The 16,868-nt window shown below is 65.3% G+C and carries 20 protein-coding genes, 1 pseudogene and 1 riboswitch; of the genes and pseudogenes, 7 read left to right on the top strand and 14 right to left on the bottom strand.

Going from position 1 to position 16,868, the window contains the following annotated elements:
• Positions 1–3: 3 nt before the first annotated feature.
• A riboswitch (cobalamin riboswitch) is annotated at positions 4–85 on the bottom strand.
• Between the two features lie 103 nt (positions 86–188).
• Positions 189–437 (top strand): DUF6480 family protein, encoded by a 249-nt coding sequence (locus K6L26_RS12340; protein WP_019345165.1) that lies wholly within the window; start codon positions 189–191, stop codon positions 435–437.
• Positions 438–457: 20 nt separating this feature from the next.
• Here K6L26_RS12340 and K6L26_RS12335 read toward each other — a convergent pair whose 3' ends face one another.
• Together K6L26_RS12335 and K6L26_RS12330 are read right to left on the bottom strand one after the other, a co-directional pair.
• Complete coding sequence (locus tag K6L26_RS12335; protein WP_043368348.1) at positions 458–1,066, bottom strand: GNAT family N-acetyltransferase; 609 nt, start codon at positions 1,064–1,066, stop codon at positions 458–460.
• Positions 1,067–1,102: 36 nt separating this feature from the next.
• Positions 1,103–1,534, bottom strand: coding sequence for a CBS domain-containing protein (locus K6L26_RS12330; protein WP_036394211.1), 432 nt, complete (start codon positions 1,532–1,534; stop codon positions 1,103–1,105).
• 116 nt (positions 1,535–1,650) lie between these two features.
• Here K6L26_RS12330 and K6L26_RS12325 point away from each other — a divergent pair, with 116 nt between their 5' ends.
• The gene (locus K6L26_RS12325) at positions 1,651–2,511 is read left to right on the top strand and encodes a ribonuclease Z (protein WP_036393579.1); all 861 of its coding nucleotides are present in this window, start codon (positions 1,651–1,653) and stop codon (positions 2,509–2,511) included.
• Positions 2,512–2,598: 87 nt separating this feature from the next.
• Positions 2,599–4,098 carry a HEAT repeat domain-containing protein gene (locus K6L26_RS12320; RefSeq protein ID WP_221853192.1) on the top strand — a complete coding sequence of 500 codons (1,500 nt, stop codon included), beginning with the start codon at positions 2,599–2,601 and terminating at the stop codon, positions 4,096–4,098.
• Here the strand turns inward: K6L26_RS12320 and K6L26_RS12315 are convergent.
• Together K6L26_RS12315 and K6L26_RS12310 are read right to left on the bottom strand one after the other, a co-directional pair.
• Entirely contained in the window at positions 4,095–4,946 is an 852-nt protein-coding gene (locus K6L26_RS12315) for an LLM class flavin-dependent oxidoreductase (RefSeq protein WP_245008724.1), read from the bottom strand. The genes K6L26_RS12320 and K6L26_RS12315 overlap by 4 nt on opposite strands.
• An 8-nt stretch (positions 4,947–4,954) precedes the next feature.
• Positions 4,955–5,662 (bottom strand): hypothetical protein, encoded by a 708-nt coding sequence (locus K6L26_RS12310; protein WP_221853190.1) that lies wholly within the window; start codon positions 5,660–5,662, stop codon positions 4,955–4,957.
• Positions 5,663–5,837: 175 nt separating this feature from the next.
• Between K6L26_RS12310 and K6L26_RS12305 the strand changes: the two genes are divergently transcribed.
• Positions 5,838–6,332, top strand: a complete 495-nt coding sequence (locus K6L26_RS12305; RefSeq protein WP_064899385.1) for a MarR family winged helix-turn-helix transcriptional regulator — start codon at positions 5,838–5,840, stop codon at positions 6,330–6,332.
• Here K6L26_RS12305 and K6L26_RS12300 read toward each other — a convergent pair.
• From K6L26_RS12300 to K6L26_RS12290, 3 genes are read right to left on the bottom strand one after another with little or no spacing between them, the layout of a single operon-like run.
• Entirely contained in the window at positions 6,316–7,155 is an 840-nt protein-coding gene (locus K6L26_RS12300; protein ID WP_019345157.1) for a transglutaminase family protein, read from the bottom strand. The genes K6L26_RS12305 and K6L26_RS12300 overlap by 17 nt on opposite strands.
• Entirely contained in the window at positions 7,155–8,129 is a 975-nt protein-coding gene (locus tag K6L26_RS12295) for an alpha-E domain-containing protein (protein ID WP_019345156.1), read from the bottom strand. The genes K6L26_RS12300 and K6L26_RS12295 overlap by 1 nt, the downstream gene beginning before the upstream one ends.
• Positions 8,130–8,142: 13 nt before the next feature.
• A complete protein-coding gene (locus K6L26_RS12290; RefSeq protein WP_019345155.1) occupies positions 8,143–9,804 on the bottom strand; it encodes a circularly permuted type 2 ATP-grasp protein in 1,662 nt (553 codons plus the stop codon).
• A gap of 237 nt (positions 9,805–10,041) precedes the next feature.
• On the opposite strand from K6L26_RS12290, the gene rpsT reads away from it, so the two are divergent.
• The gene (rpsT, locus tag K6L26_RS12285; protein WP_019345154.1) at positions 10,042–10,302 is read left to right on the top strand and encodes a 30S ribosomal protein S20; all 261 of its coding nucleotides are present in this window, start codon (positions 10,042–10,044) and stop codon (positions 10,300–10,302) included.
• Between the two features lie 34 nt (positions 10,303–10,336).
• On the opposite strand, the gene holA is transcribed toward rpsT, so the two are convergent.
• Complete coding sequence (gene holA, locus K6L26_RS12280; RefSeq protein ID WP_019345153.1) at positions 10,337–11,299, bottom strand: DNA polymerase III subunit delta; 963 nt, start codon at positions 11,297–11,299, stop codon at positions 10,337–10,339.
• A gap of 13 nt (positions 11,300–11,312) precedes the next feature.
• A pseudogene (locus K6L26_RS12275) lies at positions 11,313–12,134 on the bottom strand (ComEC/Rec2 family competence protein); the annotation flags it as partial.
• A gap of 41 nt (positions 12,135–12,175) precedes the next feature.
• Between K6L26_RS12275 and K6L26_RS12270 the strand changes: the two are divergent.
• Positions 12,176–12,580 (top strand): hypothetical protein, encoded by a 405-nt coding sequence (locus K6L26_RS12270; RefSeq protein WP_221853189.1) that lies wholly within the window; start codon positions 12,176–12,178, stop codon positions 12,578–12,580.
• Between the two features lie 247 nt (positions 12,581–12,827).
• Here K6L26_RS12270 and K6L26_RS12265 read toward each other — a convergent pair whose 3' ends face one another.
• Positions 12,828–12,995: a hypothetical protein gene (locus K6L26_RS12265; protein ID WP_221853188.1), complete on the bottom strand. Its 168-nt coding sequence runs from the start codon at positions 12,993–12,995 to the stop codon at positions 12,828–12,830.
• A 291-nt stretch (positions 12,996–13,286) separates the two neighbouring features.
• Between K6L26_RS12265 and K6L26_RS12260 the strand changes: the two genes are divergently transcribed.
• Complete coding sequence (locus K6L26_RS12260) at positions 13,287–13,586, top strand: hypothetical protein (RefSeq protein WP_435405366.1); 300 nt, start codon at positions 13,287–13,289, stop codon at positions 13,584–13,586.
• A 428-nt stretch (positions 13,587–14,014) separates the two neighbouring features.
• Here the strand turns inward: K6L26_RS12260 and K6L26_RS12255 are convergent, their stop codons facing one another.
• From K6L26_RS12255 to K6L26_RS12240, 4 genes are all read right to left on the bottom strand, one after another.
• Positions 14,015–14,944 (bottom strand): hypothetical protein, encoded by a 930-nt coding sequence (locus K6L26_RS12255; RefSeq protein WP_221853186.1) that lies wholly within the window; start codon positions 14,942–14,944, stop codon positions 14,015–14,017.
• 27 nt (positions 14,945–14,971) lie between these two features.
• Entirely contained in the window at positions 14,972–15,235 is a 264-nt protein-coding gene (locus tag K6L26_RS12250; protein ID WP_221853185.1) for a hypothetical protein, read from the bottom strand.
• Positions 15,236–15,579: 344 nt separating this feature from the next.
• Positions 15,580–15,912, bottom strand: coding sequence for a hypothetical protein (locus K6L26_RS12245; RefSeq protein WP_221853184.1), 333 nt, complete (start codon positions 15,910–15,912; stop codon positions 15,580–15,582).
• Between the two features lie 230 nt (positions 15,913–16,142).
• Positions 16,143–16,586 carry an HNH endonuclease gene (locus K6L26_RS12240; RefSeq protein ID WP_245008723.1) on the bottom strand — a complete coding sequence of 148 codons (444 nt, stop codon included), beginning with the start codon at positions 16,584–16,586 and terminating at the stop codon, positions 16,143–16,145.
• Positions 16,587–16,868: the final 282 nt, after the last annotated feature.

Genomic DNA, 16,868 nt, shown 5'->3' with positions numbered 1-16,868 from the left:
AGCGGTCATCCCGACTACAGGTGATCGGACTCGAGGCGGTGCCTCATACCGTTGCGCGTCAGTTCCGGCTTCTCACCGGATTCCCCTGATGGTCGGACTTCGCACTGTAACAGCCGTGCGCCGGGCGATTGCCCGCACGCAACCAGGACCCCGCGCTTGAAAACGGCCTCAGCGGGCATTCCTAGGACATGACCGCGCTACCACCCGACCCCGACCCCGCGGAAACACCCGATCTGGAACCCGGCGGCGGCGTCGCTCCCGGCGCCACACCTCCGGACTCGGCCCAGACATCAGGACTGGGCGAACCCGAACCTCGGCCCAGGCACAAGTACACGCCCACCTCGGTGGCCGCGATCATCGGGCTGGTGGTGCTGATCGGGGTGTTCGTCGCGGTCGGCGTGCTGCTGATCATGAATATGTCCGGCGTCTTCGATTAGCAGCCGGCGGACGATCGGGCCTACCGCGGCCGCCGCCACATTGCCGTCATGACCGGGCCGCGGTCAGGGAGCGCGATCTCGCCGGTGACTTCGAACCCGAACCGCAAGTAGTACGGGATGTTGGCGGGGTTGCTCGATTCCAGATAGGCCGGAGCGTGCTCGGCATCCACCCGATCGAGCCGCGACTGCATGAGGGCGTGCCCGAAGCCGCCACCGCGCACGGTCGGATCGCTGCCGATCACGGCCAGATACCAGTGCGGTTCCTCAGGATGGTGCTGCTTCATGAGCTCGACGACCTGTTGGCCGCGTCGCATGTCGCGGCCGAACGCCAGCAACATCGTCGGCAGCATCCGCAGTTCTTCACCGGGACTTTGCTTCCAGCGGCCGGGCCCGTCCCAGAGCGCTGCCGCCGCGATCTCACCATCGCGGACGGCCACTTCGGCACCGCCGCCGGCGAGGAAATGATGGCGCGTGATCGCCGCGAACATGCGCGGCAACCCCTTGGCCCGACGGGCATCGTCGGCCAGAATCCACGACATCACCGGGTCGTGGTGGAACGCCCGGCCCAGGACGGCGGCGAGCCGCGACACGTCGGACTTGTTCGGGGGACGGACGTCAACGGCAGCCACTCGCCCACCATTGCACAAACTCCCGGTGCGGACCTGTCAACGACTCTGGGTGATATAGGCCTGCAACTGCTCCTGCTCGGCCTCGAGCTCTTCCATCCGCGTCTTGACGATGTCGCCGATGCTGACGATGCCGGCCAGCCTGCCGCCGTCGAACACGGGGATGTGCCGCACCCGGTTCTCAGTCATCAACGCACTGAGGTGATCCACGGTGTCGCGCGGCGTGCAGGTCGCCACCACCGTGGTCATGATCTCCGACACCGGTTGGGCGAGCAGGCTGCTGCCCCGCTCGTGCAGCTTGCGGACCACGTCACGCTCCGAGACGATGCCCGCCAGTCCGTCAGGTCCCATCACCACCATGGCGCCGATGTTCAGCTCGGTCAGCCCGGCCAACAGTTCTGTCACCGTGGTCTCCGGCGAAATCGTCACCACCGCCGTGCCCTTGTTCTTCAGCACGTCCGCGATTCGCATCGGCCGCCTCCGATCGTGATCCACCTCACACCAGGCTAGGTCGATGGTCGTCAGGAAGAAAGGAGGCACACACGTTCGGGCTGGAAAAGACGCTGGAAAGGAGTAGGAATGGGGCCATGATCGAGGTCACGCTGCTCGGCACCGGTAGCCCGATCCCTGATCCGGAGCGGGCCGGGCCGTCAACCCTGGTGCGCGCGGGCGACCAGATGTTTCTCATCGACTGCGGCCGCGGAGTGCTGCAGCGCCTGGCCGCGGTCGGTGCCGGCGCCAACCAGCTCAGCGCACTGCTGCTGACCCATCTGCACAGCGATCACATCGCCGACCTGGGCGATGTGATCATCACCCGCTGGGTGAGCACGTTCACCCCGGACGCACCGCCGCTGCCGATCATCGGCCCGCCCGGAACCGCAGAGGTGGTCGAGGCGACGCTGCGCGCTTTCGGGCACGACATCGGCTACCGCATCGCCCACCATGCCGACCTCACCAGCCCGCCGCAGGTGGAAGTTCGTGAGCACACCGACGGGCTGGTGTGGGAACACGGCGGTGCCGATATCCGGGTCGCGCCCACCGATCACCAGCCGGTGACGCCGACGATCGCTTTCCGGATCGAGCATGGCGGCGCCTCGGTGGTGGCAGCCGGCGACACCGTACCGTGCCCCAGCCTGGACGCACTGGCCGCCGGCGCAGGGGCCTTGGTACACACGGCAATTCGCAAAGACCTGATCGAACTTCTTCCCCAGCAACGGATCCGCGACATCTGCGACTATCACTCCTCGGTGCAGGAGGCGGCGGCCACCGCTGCGCGGGCCGGGGTCGGGATCCTGATCCTCACCCACTACGTGCCCGGCATCGCCGCGGGTACCGAGGACGCCTGGCGGGCACTGGCCGCCTCGATCTTCGACCGCCAGATCGAACTGGGTGACGACCTGCACCGCGTCCAGGTTCACCCGGGAGTGTGCACCCGCTCGGGCAGCTGATTCGGCCGCCTGCGTCGAAATCCGTTGGCATCGGCCGGGCTCTGCCCGCACACTGAACCGCACTGGTCTGGCAGGGGGACGATCGCGATGCAGGGTGACGACGGCGCGCTCGACGACTTGGCCACCGCCATGGCGGACGCGGACCGTGGTGGCAGCCTCTACGCGGCGGCGGACTTACTCATACAGCTGGCCCTCGAAAGGGCCGAGCCCGACAAGGTAATGCGGGTGTTGTCGGGTGTACGCCCGCGCACCTGGCTGCGGCTGGACGTCGAGTTCCGGAGGTGGAGCCATCCCAGTGACCGGTGGCCACTCATCTTCGACGCCGCCTGGGACGGCTCAGATTCCGTCGCGCTGCTGCTCACTGCCTGTTCCGGAAACGGGCGGCTACGGCAGCGTGCCGTGAATGCGCCACTGATGGTCAGCGATCAACAGCTGCTCCCGATGTTGTTGATCCGGTCCGCCGACTGGGCGGAACCCGTTCGGGTCGACGCCACCCGGGCACTTGCCTCAGCGCTCGACGCCGCGGATACGGACGCGTTGATGCGAGCGGCCGGGGTGGCGATGGCGATGCGGGATTGGCGCCGCGGTGACAATGCCGTCGCAGCGGTGGCCGAGGCGTTCCGCAAGCTTTCGCCTGGGACGCTCACCACGGCCCGCAAGAGCGACGACCTTCCCGTGCGTAGGCTCGCCTACCGGGTGTGGCTGGAACCGGGGCGGGCCGATTCGGCAGCGGTGGTCGAAGCGGCCCTCGCCGAGCACGACAACATCTGCCAGAGCCTGTGTGTGGACGCGGCCATCCGTGCCGCCGCCGGTGATCGTCGACGGGACACGTTGGAACGCTTGCTCGGCGCCCGCTTCGCGCGCGTCCGCGGGGAGGCGCTGGCCGGGCTGGTCCAGATCGGACACCCGGAAGCAGGGGAATCCTTGCTCCCCGACCGGTCCGCGGCGGTGCGAGCCACTGCCCAGTGGGCGATGCGGCGGGCCGGCCTCGACTCGGGCGACCGCTACCGGGAAATGCTGCTCTCCGTGGACGACTCACAGCTGCGCGGCGTGCTCGCCGGCCTCGGCGAGTGCGGGACGACCGATGACGCGGAGCGGGTCTGCGGCTATCTCGGGCACGACCGCCCACGGGTGCGTGCCGAAGCGGTGCGGGCGGTGCGCCGGCTGGGCGGCCCGCTCGACAGGATCGCGGGCATGATCACCGACCCGGCCCCGATCGTCGTGCGCGAGGTGCTGGCGGCACTACGCGGGCAGCCCGGTCTGCCGCCGACGGATCTGTTGTGGAACCTGCTGAGCGCTGACCAACCGCCACACGTACGACGCGCCGCGTTCAGCCTGCTGGTCAGCAGGGACACCTGGACTCGGATCGCGGCGGACCTCGGCGGCGTCGTCGACCCCGACGAAAAGCTTCGCGCCCATGCCAGATCAGATCTCACCGGGTGGCTGGACCACGAGGCCTCCACGACGTACCAGAAGCCGCACCCGTCCACCGTCGATCACCTGGGTGCCCTCATCGATGCCGCGGCCCACGGCATCGATGCATCCCAAGCCCACGCCCTTCGCTGGCACCTCGGCCTGTCGTCTTAGGCTGCGAGCTGATCGGCCACTGTTGCGACGATGTCGAGATCACCAGCGACCCAAGGGCGTCCGCGAGTGATCAGCACGACGTGCTGCAGACCCAGTTCGGCCAGCCCACGGCACCGCTCGACGAGCGCGTCGGACCGTTCGCCGTCGTGAAACGCCGTGGTGACAGTGCGCTCGATATCGCCGGCCGGCCGACCGACATCGGCGCAGTGTCGATCGAGAACCTCGAGCTGTCTGCGGATCGCGATGCCGCCGTCGGGCACGTCGAACAGATTGCAGGCGTCACCGTACTGCGCCACGAGCCGCAGCGTGCGGCGCTCGCCGGTGCCGCCGATCAACACCGGAGGGTGCGGCACCGTGACCGGACGAGGACTGCCGATGGGCCGCTGCGCTGTCAGATGTTTTCCCAGGAAGGCGGATTGGTCACCGTCCCACATGTGATGCGCCAGCCGTAGCAGCTCGGTCATCCGCTCGAACCGTTCTGCGGTGCCCGGCAGGAACAGACCCATTGCGCGTGCTTCGGCCGCGTTGTAGCCCGCACCGAGCCCGAACCAGGCACGGCCGCCGGAGAGGACGTCGAGCGTCGTGACGGCCTTGACCGATAACGCGGGCGCCCGAATGGTCGCCGCGGTCACCATGGCACCCAACCGGATTCGGCTCGTCGCCGCAGCGAGGTACCCGAGTGCGGTGTAGGCCTCGAGCATCGGTTCGTCGACGGCACTGGCTGGATCGGCCTGAACGAGATGATCGGGCACCCACAGGGTGTCCACGGCGGTGCCGTCGAGAACGCTTGCCAGCGAGGACAACCTGTGGTGAATCGGATCCGGCCACGAATAGTTCGTGACGCTCACACTGACCTTCATGACCGGTTCCGAGCTGCCCGGCGCGCGGGCAGAAGGGCTCCGGCAACGATCAGCCAGACCAGACCGGTAAACCGCGCGATCGGCAGGATCACCGCCGATTCCGGCCAGATCAGCACCAGCGTGGCCAGTTCCGCCAGCGCTGCGATCGCCAGGCCAATCCAGGCCACCGGGCGCGGGAGCAACCCGAGGATGAGGCTGGGCACCGCGATGCCGGCGAGCAGCAGGCCGAGCGCGACGATGTGCCCGACCCCGCCGGTGAGAAACACCAGGTAATAGAGCGCGCGAATCAGGCTGTCGTCCACCACTACCTCAGCCCGGGACATCGTCCAGCAGATCAACCCGGACAACGCCAGCGAGCCGGCCGCCAGAATGCCGCCGGACAGCGCGATCGTCGCACCGGGCGCCGTCACCCCGAGCTGTCGCAGGCGGGTACTCACGGTCGCGGCGTAGATGGCCAGCGGCACCGACGCGGCGAATGTTCCCACCGCTGCCGCTTGTACCGCGGCGGGATGGTCGTGGACATATCGCAGGACGTCTGCGGCCGCGCCGTACGGCAGTGGCATCACGCCGCCCAATGCAACGCTGACACCGAGCCCGGCCAGCAGCAACACGAGCGAGACCGCTGCCACGGGAGCCAGCGGCGGTCCGCCTTGTCGACCACCGCGCTGCGGGGATTGCATTCCATCACCTGACGAATCGTTCATCTTTTGAACGATATGCTCACGGAAGCTTCGTCGCAAGAGCGTGCGACCGCATGAGCGCAAGAGCGCAAGAGCGTGCGACCGCATGAGCGCGAGAGCGCAAGAGCACAGCAGCGCAAGAGCGCGACCGAGTGAATGTTTGCGATGGTGAACCGTTTGGTGCTGATACCGTTTCAGCATGGAACCTGGCCCGCCGGACACCGTGGCGTTTCTGTTGGCACAGCTCGGTCACCGAGCCGCGACGCAGTTCGCCGAGCAGATGGCGACACTCGAACTTACCCCGCCGCATGCCGGAATCCTGCGTGCCATCGGAGCGCAACCGGGACTCAGCCAACAGTCTTTGAGCACCCAGCTGGGTCTGCTGCCGAGTCGTGTCGTCAGTTATGTCGACGACCTGGAGGACCGCGGCTACGTCGAGCGCCGGCGCAACCCCGACGACCGCCGCCTGCACGCGCTGTTCCTCAGCACGGCGGGCAAGAAGACGCTACGTCGTATCGGAGAGCTGGCGCGCCGGCACGATGACCGCATGACCGCCGCGCTGGACGCCAAACAACGCGACCAGCTCCGCGGCCTGCTGGAGACCCTCGCCGACCACCAGGGGCTGACTCCGCACGTCCACCCCGGCTTCCGCAATCTGGGGCGCAGCGCGGGCCGCGTCAAGCCAGTCGGGTGACCTCCACCACCACGTCGAGATCGGTCGATCCCTCACCCGAATAGATTCCCTTGAGCGGGGCCACATCCGAGTAGTCCCGGCCCACCCCGACGCTGACGTACTGCTCGGTGATCTCGCTGTCGTTGGTCGGGTCGTAATGCCACCAGCCACCGGCCCACGCCTGGATCCAGGCGTGGCTCTGCCCGTCGATGGTGTCGCCCACCGCGGCCTCGCGCGTCGGGTGCAGATAACCCGACACGTAGCGAGCCGGGATCCCCATGGCCCGCAACATGATCAGGGAGAGATGAGCGAAGTCCTGGCACACACCCTTGCCCTCGCGCAGGGCGTCCAGCCCAGAGGAGTGAACCCCGGTGGTGCCCGGAACGTAGTCGAGTTCGCTGCGCACCCACTGGGCCACGGCCGTCACCGCTTCGAACGGGTCGTGTTCCCTGGCGATTCGCTGCCCGACCCGCGCGATGCGCCGGCTGTGCGGGGTGTAGTGCGTCGGGCTGAGTACCTCGTCGAAGCGGTCGATCACCGCCTCCGAGCGCAGGTCGTCCCAGCTCGCCCGCTCCTCTGGTTTCTCGGCCACCTCGGTCTCGACCACCGAGGAGCCCGAGACCTCCAACTCGGTGTGCGGGGCGTGTAGGTCGAACGCGGTCACCGCCGTGCCCCAGTAGTCGACGTATCGATAAGACCTGGTGGCCGGAATCGTCTCGACCCGGTTCAGGATCACGTTCTGACGCGAATCGGAACGCGGGGTCAGCCGGGCCTCGTTGAAAGACGCGGTCACCGCCGACTTGTAGGCATATCCCGTGGAGTGCACCACCCGCAGCCGCCACATCAGACTTCGCCCTCCTCGATCACGACCCCCTCGCCATGCCCGGCATCGGTCCAGGCCACCCACGGAGCCGAATGGAAGTACTGCAGCGCCAACGCTTCTCCCACATCACGACAGGTCTTCTGTAGCCCCGCCAGCCGGCCGTCCAGGGATTCCAGCAGCGCACCCGGCTGCAGGAACTCCAGCTCACTGCGCGCCCGGCCCAGCAGGCGCTGCGCCTCGGCCGTGGCCCCCAATCGGCTGTGCGGCCGGTTGAGCAACTCGTCGAGACTGTGTTCGGCCAACCGCAGCGAGTAGAAGATCGACCGCGGGAACAGCCGGTCGAGCAACATGAACTCGACCACCCGACCGGCGTCGAGTGCACCACGGTAGGTCCGCAGGTAGGTGTCATGGGCACCGGCCGAGCGCAGCAGCGTGACCCAGGCCGGAGACGATCCGCTGTCCCCCACTCGAGACAGCAGCAGCCGGACGGTCATGTCGACCCGCTCGATCGCGCGGCCCAGCACCATGAACCGGTAGCCGTCGTCGCGGCTCAACGTCGAATCCGCCAGGCCGGCGAACATCGCCGCGCGTCCCTCCACGTAGGACAGGAACTCATGGGGCCCCAGCCGTTTGGCCGCACGCTCGCGCTCGGCCAGTGCGTTGTAGGTGGTGTTGAGGCACTCCCAGATCTCGGTCGAGGTGACTTCCCTGGCGCCGCGGGCGTTTTCACGCGCCGCCGAGATCGAGTCCACGATCGAATTGCCGCCACTGTCCCGGCTGAACGCCACGATATCGGTCAGCGACCACACATCCAGCCGCCGCGCGGGCGGGTCGATACCGAGCACCCGCAGCAGCGTGCGCGAGGCCACATCCGGGTCGACGCTGGAATCTTCCAACAGCTGATGCACCGTGACGTCGAGAATGCGTGCGGTGTCGTCGGCGCGTTCCACATAACGCCCGATCCAGTACAGCGACTCGGCATTGCGTGCCAGCATCTGTCCCCACCCCCTACTGCTGTTGTTGAGACGACGAACCCTCGGGGGCGCCATTGGTTTTCGGCCCTTTGGCGGACTTGGGCAGCGACCGCACCACCTCGGCGGCAGCCAGCTCGCGGTCGGCCGCCGAGGTCCGCGACGCCAGCACCCAGGTGTCCTTCGAACCGCCGCCCTGACTGGAGTTGACCACCAGAGACCCTTCCGGCAACGCCACCCGGGTCAGCCCACCGGGCAGCACCCAGACGTCGTTGCCGTCGTTGACCGCGAACGGGCGCAGATCCACATGCCGCGGAGCCAGCTTGCTGTCGATCTGCGTGGGCACCGTCGACAGTTGCATCACCGGCTGAGCGATCCAGCCGCGCGGGTCGGCGCGGATCTTCTTGGCGATGGCCGTCAACTCCTTCTCCGAGGCGTCCGGGCCGAACACGATGCCGTAACCACCCGAACCCTCGACCGGTTTGATGACCAGTTCGTCGATCCGGTCGAGCACTTCCTCGCGTTCGGAGTCCAACCAACAGCGGTAGGTGTCTACGTTGGCCAGGATCGGTTTCTCGCCGAGGTAGTACTCGATGATGGTCGGCACATAGGTGTAGACGAGCTTGTCGTCACCGACGCCGTTGCCCACCGCACTCGAGATCACCACGTTGCCCGCACGGGCGGCGTTGAGCAGCCCGGCGACCCCGAGCACCGAGTCGGGTCGGAACTGCATCGGGTCCAGGAACGTGTCGTCGATGCGGCGGTAGATCACGTCCACCTGACGCTCACCCTCGGTGGTGCGCATGTAGACGGCGTTGTCGCGGCAGAACAGGTCGCGGCCCTCGACCAGTTCGACACCCATCTGCCGGGCCAGCAGGGAATGTTCGAAGTAGGCCGAGTTGTAAACACCGGGGGTCAGCACGACGACGGTGGGATCGGCGACATTGGTGGGTGCGGCATTGCGCAGCGCCCGCAGCAGGTGCGAGGAATAGTCGCCGACGGCCCGCACACGATGAGTGGCGAACAGGTTCGGGAAAACCCGCGCCATGGTGCGGCGGTTCTCCATCACATAGGACACCCCAGAGGGGGAACGCAGGTTGTCCTCGAGCACCCGGAAGTCGCCCTTGTCGTCGCGAATCAGGTCGATACCCGCGACGTGGATGCGCACCCCGTTGGGCGGGACGATCCCGGCGGCCTCACGGTGAAAGTGCTCACACGAGGTCACCAACCGCCGCGGGATCACACCGTCACGCAGGATCTCCTGTTCGCCGTAGATGTCGTCGAGGTAGCACTCCAGCGCCTTGACCCGCTGGGTGATGCCGCGCTCGAGTCGAGACCACTCGGCCGCCGAGATAACCCGCGGCACCAGATCGAGTGGAAACGGCCGCTCCTGGCCGGACAGCGAGAACGTGATGCCCTGGTCGATGAAAGCCCGACCCAACGCCTCCGAGCGCGACTGCAGTTCCGAGGCATCGGACGGAGCAAGCTCAGCGAAGATGCCCTTGTACGGGCCGCGGACGTTGCCGGCGGCGTCGAACATCTCGTCGAAGGCCTCTGAGTAGCGGCCCAGCCGGTTGTAGCCGTCGAAGACGCCCTGGTGCTTGACGCGCCGGGCCGCGCCGGCACGTTGGCCGGCCGGCTTCGACCCGTTCGAGTCGGCCCCTTGGGTACGGACAGTTCTCAGGCTCACCCTCAACATGCTGCCCCACCCCGCAGGGTTTCGCCGGGTCAATGCCCCAGCCCGTTTCGGCAGGCCAAAGGCCGATTGACGTGGTATGAATGGCCAAAACCAGGCCCGCTGCACCCGGCGTTCGGCCTGCGCCGCTTTGGGAGTTCAGGGGCCTCGCTGGTACCCTGAACAGTCGCTGCCCGCAGTGCGGGTGTGCGCACCCAGACTTCGGTAACCCCAGCTAGAGAATTACGAAGGAATTTTTACGTGGCCAACATCAAGTCGCAGGAAAAGCGCATCCTCACCAACGAGCGTCGCCGGCTGCGTAACCAGTCCGTGAAGTCGTCGCTGCGTACGGCTGTGCGTGGCTTCCGCGAGGCCGTCGAGGCGGGCGAGAAGGACAAGGCCGCCGAGTTGCTGGTGTCGACCAGCCGCAAGCTCGACAAGGCCGCCAGCAAGGGCGTCATCCACGCCAATCAGGCCGCCAACAAGAAGTCGGCCCTGGCCCTGGCGTTCAACAAGCTCTGATCCTCCGGGGGTCACCCCGAGCAATACCGCCGGTTCACCGGGTGGCGAGTTCCGCCACCCGGCGCACGGCTGTCTCAAGGGCGTAGTCGGCATCTGCCGCTGCGCCCTTTACGTCTGCGTTGAGGGTGGCGACCACCCGCATGGCCTCGGCCACCGAGTCACGCGACCAACGGCGCGCCTGCTTCTGGGCCTTCTGCACCCGCCACGGCGGCATCCCCAGTTCACCCGCGAGCCGGTAGGGATCTCCCGAGAGCGGGCCCACCCGCGCGATGGTGTGCACCGCTTCGGCCAGCGCATCGGCCAGCACCACCTGCGGCTCACCGGCCAGCATCGCCCACCGCAACGCCTCGGCGGCCCCGGCGACATCTCCGGTGACGGCCTTGTCCGCGATGTCGAAGCCCTTCACCTCGGCCTTTCCGCTGTGATAGCGCCGCACCGCGACGGCGTCGACCTGTCCGGCGGTGTCGGCCACCAGTTGCGAACAGACCGCAGCGAGCTCACGAATGTTGGATCCGACCGCGTCGAGCACCGCGTTGACCGTGTCGTCGGACACCTTGGCGCGTAACCGGCGAAACTCGGCCCGCACGAAGTCCGCCCGCTCGGCCGGCTTGGTGATCTTGGCGCACGGATGAACTTGTGCACCAAGTTTTTTCAACTGATCGGCCAGAGCCTTGGCGCGGCCCCCGCCGGAATGGATGACCACCAGCACCGTGCCGGGCGGCAGATCGGCTGCGGCCGAGGCGATCAGGGCCACGGCGTCCTTACCCGCCTCGCCGGCGGCCTCCAGCACCACCATGCGTTCCTCGGCGAACAGCGACGGGCTCAGCAGCTCGGCGAGCTCGCTGGTGCTCACCTCGCCGGCCCGCATCCGGTCCACCGGGACGTCGTCGGACCCGGCCTGCTGACGCAGCGCCCGCAACACCGCCCCCACGGCTCGTTCGACCAGCAGTTCCTCATCGCCCAGAACCAGGTGCAGACCGTCGATCTGTTCGCTCACACCGATGATCGTGTCACGCCGACCCGACAGCTCCGGCCACCTGCCCCGCCAGCGTCCAGGCCAGCAATCCGAACACCAGCACAGCCAGTGCGCGACGCACCCAGCGCAGCCGCCACAACACCGTCAACGCCACACCTCCCAGCGCGACTGCCGCCACACCGGCCAGCCCCGAGGGCGCCGGCAGCGCGGCGGCCGGCAGTGCCGAGGCCCACCGCGCCACCGACAGCAGCCACCACAACTCCGGTCCGGTGAAGCGGATCAGCAGCTGCGCCCCGCCCGGCCAGATACCCGAACACACCGCGGCCGCCGTGCCGAGCACGGTGATCGGCGGAATCAGCCCGGCCACTGCGAGATTGGCTGCCACCGCCACCAGGCTGACGGTTCCCGAGATTCCCGCCACCAGTGGCGCCGTGACCAGCTGGGCCACCACCGCGACACTGACCGCCGCCGCCACCGGCCGCGGCCACCCACGCTCCTGCAGTCGGCGCGCCCACGCCGGTGCCAAGACGACGATGCCCGCTGTGGCGCAGACCGACAGCGCGAAACCGACGTCCACCGCGAGTTCGGGTGCGGCGATCATCAGCGCGATCACGCTGGCGGCCAATGCGGGCACGGCTTGGCGGCGCCGGTGGGTCAACACCGCCAGCAGCGTCACCGCGCCCATCACCGCCGCGCGCAGCACGCTGGCCGAAGGCTGTACCACGATGACGAAAACCACCAGTCCGGCACCGGCGAGTAGCACCGCCACCCGCGGCCCGATGAGCACAGCGCTCAGCAAGAGCGCGCCACAGACAATCGTGACGTTGGCGCCCGACACCGCGGTCAGATGTGTGAGTCTGTAAACAAAGCAGGAAACTGGACCGAAAGGGCAATCCAATGACTACCGACTGGACTGACTACCGCGGCGAACTCGACCCCGACCAGCAGGCCGAGATGGTGCGGCTCGACGCACACGGTGATTACGAACGCAAAGCGGAGCAGCTAGTGGCGCACGCCCGCGACTTCGTGAAAGAAAACCTGTTACAGACCTGGCTGGCCGATGTGCCAGTACCCGCTGGAGCCGTCACTGTCGGCCGGTGGATTGACGACGGGGTGAGCATCTACCGCTTCTGCGACGGCACCGCTCGCGGCGACGTGCGGATCGTCATTCAGCAATACGACAGTGGCCGCGTCGAGCGGTACGTGTTCGCCGGGAACGACGATCAGCGCACGGCTGCCCAAGCGCGTGAGCGAGGCGAGAACCTCGTTGCAGCCGCAGAAGAGATCGAGCGCTACCAATGAAGGGAATCGGCATCCCAGGATGGCAGCGCGCACACCAGGCGCGCATGAGGCCGCCCAAATGCAGGCTGTGCAAGCGGGATATGGAGATCAGGTTCGGCCGGCCGCGCAAGAGCGGTCAGGCCAACGTGTCCGTGCGATGCTCAAACACGAAATGCCCGCTCCGCATCTTTGGGTGGCGAAACGCTAAGCACTCTTGAATATCGTCGTTACGGAGAAACCCCGGCAAGATCGCTGGGGTTTCTTCACGTCAGGCGTCGAGCGATTCGCGTTCGCACTCGGGGCAACAGAGCTGCACCTCTTCGACGTCAAACGGTCCATCCTGTTGCAACGCAAAGAACTCGGTGCGACGAATCTTGATCCGAGCGCCACGCTTGCAAACCTGATTGGTCAAGCGTTCGTATTCCCGGTAGGACATGGCAGCCTCCTGGCGGTAGCGGGTTAAAACCGACCTTCAGAGCGGCTATAAAGGCGTCTTTCACGCTACCGGCAAACCCCCGCAGTGGTTGGCTGGCGCGCCGCGAGACGCTCGTCTAACAACTCATCCACCCGCCCCGTACTGGGCAGTGGATCGCCGTTACGCCGACAAGCTGCGCGTATCAGGGAGGCAAGCCACAGCTCCGCGTCGATGTCCGTAAGGGGCCTCATACCCTTTCAGACGTAGCGGGAGGCCACCCGGTTCCATCGAACGTATGATCGAACAGTGGGTATGCAGGGAATCGGCTACTGCGGCCAGCCGGTCGCCGAACCGTTCCGCCAGGTTGATCCGCCGATGCCGGTCCTGGTCGATCTGTGTGCCCTGTTCCCCCGCCAACCGCATCCACCCCAGGGCAGGTACAACCCCAGGGGGCTACAAATGTCCTCGGTGGTGGAGGGTCAGTTGACCTGGTGGGGCGTCGGGGAACAAGGCGGATGGTGGGGGTTGGTCAGCTACCCCATCCGCCACGGCTCGGCACAGGGAACTGTCACTCATTGGATCCCGGCCTGGCTACTCCGAAAAAGGGCCTGAGAGTGCCACCCAGGAATGGCGGAAACCTGCCTCGCCGCAGAGCAACTCTGACTATCATCAACCTTTCCTCCTTGCTCTCGCGGCAACCGGGAAAGCTCACAAGTCTGTTACATGCCCTCGCGCGTCACAGCGCAGCGACACAGACTCGGAGCTACCGGGAGAAAGGGGGTGATTGGCTGAATGGCCTCATTGAGACCGAAGAAGCCCACAGATTGGACAAAGGTTTCGGCCTTCGCGCAGATCTGCAGGCTTCTTTTGCAGCTAGTTAACAACTGGCCCTTCTAAGGGACAGTAGCTACGTCGACCATGCCGGGTTGGCGTAGCACCCTTATTAGTCTACAGACTCCCTGCAGTCACGTGCGCTTTCCGGGTTCCGGTCCGCGCCGACCGCAGATCTGTCGCCACACCAGACTGAACCTGTACGACCGTTAGCGCGTCTCCGCCACGGTCGAGGTCACCGGCTGCGGCGGCTGAACAGGCTTAAATCCGCCTTGCACGTCGTTCCACTCAGGCACCAGCTCGTCTTCTGGGTCGATAATCCTGGTGATCGTCCGCATGGCAGGTCGATAGGTCTCGTCGCCGGGGCCGTAGGTGTCATCGGCAACAGTCTCCCGACGCTCCAAGAGCGGCTTTGCCCGACGTTGTGGGACATATTCGTCCAACGGTGCGGCCTTGATCGTCGCACCCAATGCCAGCAGCGCCGACCACTGCGAGCCAGTGCGCGGACCGTCTGACGACCAGGACTCCCACAGCCGCCGGACATGGCCGTCAAAGCGAACCGTCAGCCCAAGCTGCATCTGATCAATGCCTACGTCGTGCAGTTCACTGCTGGCCGGCTGGTCATTGTGCGGGCGTTCGGCGCCGGCCAGCTCGGCTGCGATCTGTAGCAAATCGACAAGATCGCTCAACTCCTTCGCGGCAGCCTGCCCGTCCGTGTAGGCCCGTCGCGTTTTGTCATCGGCGGTAATGACTTCGGCAGGATCGGCCTCGGGGCTGATCACCTTAAAACATTTCGTCAGCTCGGCAGCGGCAACGTCGAAGCGCGCTGCCACCTCGTTGTAGACGTCGGCGGCAACCCCGCTGTAGACCTCGCGGCAGCGGCGTCGAACAGCATTCTGCACCGCCTCATCAATCTCACGCGAGGTGACGGTCTCCGCGAGGGCTTGGCTGCGCAGTGACTCCACGTCGCCACTTCCTGCCAATACGGCCTCGATCAACTTGGCGCGCATCGGTGTAGAGATCGCGCCGTACTCGGAGAGCCGAGCTTTCAGGGCGTGGTACTCGTCCGGGATCGGGATACCGCGCTTTTCCAGGGCGGCAACGGCACGGTCAAAGCTAGTCCAGGCGCCGGCTGCCATTGGGGGTGCTAGAAACATATTTCTCCTTTAAGGGTTCATCCCGTAGGTTTTTGCGATCAGCTTTTGCAGCTGCTCATTCTTTAGTCGCGTTGACTGCTCGGTATCGCCAGCCTGTTCAGCCAGGCCGATCAGTTCCTTTTCGGTCGGTACATGGTCGGGCTGATTCCCCGCGGACGGAATGATGTTGCCTTTACCGACCGGCTCGGTATCCGGCTCGGTTGGTTCCTGTACGGGCTCGGTCTCGTAGAGCTTGGCTAGCTTCGCGGCGATCGCCGCTGGGTCGTTGGCCATTGTTGTTATCTCCTTAAAGTTCGGCGAAATGGCATTCTCGGCATTTATCGCGCTCCCGCGACGAGGCTGTAACGAGCTTGCCGCACGACACACACGGCAACTTCGCGCAATCACACGACGGACGGGCAGGTTTGTTTATTGCGTACGTCTTCTGCGGGTTCAATAGCCCGTAGGCGGGTAGAAAAGGCTCCCCACATTGGCCGCAAGTCTCACCCGTTGAATGCTCGTCAATAATGGACGAATGCCAGCATTCGGTTTCGTCTCCGAACGGCCAGCCACCCACGGTGTAGCCGCAAATCTGACAAATAGGTCGGGAAGAAGACTCTTTCACAAAGATAGGCAATTCAGCTCCATCGTGCTCTCGCCGCCTTGAGATGACGGTCATTGTCTACTGCGGGTTTAACATCAAGCTTGCCGACAAGCTCGACAATAAGTTTCGTCAGCAGCCGCAATTCTGCCGACCATTTCAGAATCTGATCTTCGGTCGCGGTTTCCAACTCATCAAAATGAGCTTGAACCTTCTCCCGGCGATTAGCCGTAGCGCACGCTTCGTCAACAATCAGTTGTTCGGCAGCCGACCATTCAGCCACCCGTCCAGCCTGTTTTGAGTACTCGTCCAGTATCGCGTTCAAGCGTTTACGCAGGCGACTACCTGCGGTTTGTGGGCGATTAGCCACGGGATTAACCTCCTATTGGTTACAAATACCGGTCATTAGAGACATGGAAAACAGCGTCAAAACGCCGGCTAGCAGCGGAAATGGGCCATTTTCGCCGTCCACAGATCCTTTTTGCATAAAGGCTGGCAAACGGGTGGGTGGCCAAGAGACAGGGAGACCAGGAGGGGATCAACTCCCCAGCCCCTCCGAATGCGCCATTCCTGCCGTCTGTGCGCGATTCTGAGCGAGTTTTACCGCTCCCCGGTGGTATCACCTTCATCGCCGTATTCTGCGGCCTCTTGCGCCATTCTTTCCGCCCATTCACGCCGTTGTTGCTCTGCCCGTTCACGCTGAATCTTGATGCCAGGCGGTTCGGGTAGCTCGAAAGCAGGACCACCAGCAAGGTAGACCGGTTTGGATAGATCACGTCTATGTGTGTTGACCGGGCGCAGCTGCTTGGCCCGAGCGTGTTTAGCGGAGTGATGAAGGTGGCATTCATGGCACACGCCGCGAAGGTTTGTGTGGTGATCTGAGCCGCCATCGGACACCGCAATAACGTGGTCAACATCAGTGGAGCGACCCGTACAAATACCCTCAAAAGCCAATTGACATTGCGGATGGCGGGCCAGCACCCACGCTCTGACTTTCTTATTGATACGCCCGCCGGGTTGCGCGTTGCGATAATTGTTACCCATAGCTCCCTCTCTCTTCGAGTTCATCCGCAATGTCATGCAATCCGTCTGCGATCAATCTCGCGACGCAACTGTCCATGAACAGCATGATTCGCTTACCATCGCCAGCGATCTTCCGTTCCAGTCGAATTGTCCCATCGCTGCGGTCGGAGATAATGAACGGCGGACCATGGGGCGTGTCGATAGTTATCCGCACGGCTCCCCCTCGATAGCGTCGATAAGCATGTTCGACAATTGGATAGCGGCTGATTCTGATAATTGGATTGATCCGAAGTTGTGCACAAT

The sequence above is a fragment of the Mycobacterium farcinogenes genome (genome assembly GCF_019739075.1).
In the GTDB taxonomy this organism is placed as follows: domain Bacteria; phylum Actinomycetota; class Actinomycetes; order Mycobacteriales; family Mycobacteriaceae; genus Mycobacterium; species Mycobacterium senegalense.
The sequence above is the reverse complement of the archived record's forward strand: the minus strand, read 5'-3'. Positions and strand labels throughout refer to the sequence as shown.

Bases quoted from the DNA above. Each gene is read 5' to 3' on its own strand.
- K6L26_RS12295 (WP_019345156.1), bottom strand. From the start codon at position 8,129: ATGCTGGCACGCAATGCCGAGTCGCTGTACTGGATCGGGCGTTATGTG.
- K6L26_RS12265 (WP_221853188.1), bottom strand. From the start codon at position 12,995: ATGTCCTACCGGGAATACGAACGCTTGACCAATCAGGTTTGCAAGCGT.
- K6L26_RS12305 (WP_064899385.1), top strand. From the start codon at position 5,838: ATGGAACCTGGCCCGCCGGACACCGTGGCGTTTCTGTTGGCACAGCTC.
- K6L26_RS12290 (WP_019345155.1), bottom strand. From the start codon at position 9,804: ATGTTGAGGGTGAGCCTGAGAACTGTCCGTACCCAAGGGGCCGACTCG.
- K6L26_RS12310 (WP_221853190.1), bottom strand. From the start codon at position 5,662: ATGAACGATTCGTCAGGTGATGGAATGCAATCCCCGCAGCGCGGTGGT.
- K6L26_RS12300 (WP_019345157.1), bottom strand. From the start codon at position 7,155: ATGTGGCGGCTGCGGGTGGTGCACTCCACGGGATATGCCTACAAGTCG.
- K6L26_RS12270 (WP_221853189.1), top strand. From the start codon at position 12,176: ATGACTACCGACTGGACTGACTACCGCGGCGAACTCGACCCCGACCAG.
- K6L26_RS12250 (WP_221853185.1), bottom strand. From the start codon at position 15,235: ATGGCCAACGACCCAGCGGCGATCGCCGCGAAGCTAGCCAAGCTCTAC.
- K6L26_RS12320 (WP_221853192.1), top strand. From the start codon at position 2,599: ATGCAGGGTGACGACGGCGCGCTCGACGACTTGGCCACCGCCATGGCG.
- K6L26_RS12325 (WP_036393579.1), top strand. From the start codon at position 1,651: ATGATCGAGGTCACGCTGCTCGGCACCGGTAGCCCGATCCCTGATCCG.
- K6L26_RS12255 (WP_221853186.1), bottom strand. From the start codon at position 14,944: ATGGCAGCCGGCGCCTGGACTAGCTTTGACCGTGCCGTTGCCGCCCTG.
- K6L26_RS12340 (WP_019345165.1), top strand. From the start codon at position 189: ATGACCGCGCTACCACCCGACCCCGACCCCGCGGAAACACCCGATCTG.
- K6L26_RS12260 (WP_435405366.1), top strand. From the start codon at position 13,287: ATGCAGGGAATCGGCTACTGCGGCCAGCCGGTCGCCGAACCGTTCCGC.
- K6L26_RS12240 (WP_245008723.1), bottom strand. From the start codon at position 16,586: ATGGGTAACAATTATCGCAACGCGCAACCCGGCGGGCGTATCAATAAG.
- K6L26_RS12330 (WP_036394211.1), bottom strand. From the start codon at position 1,534: ATGCGAATCGCGGACGTGCTGAAGAACAAGGGCACGGCGGTGGTGACG.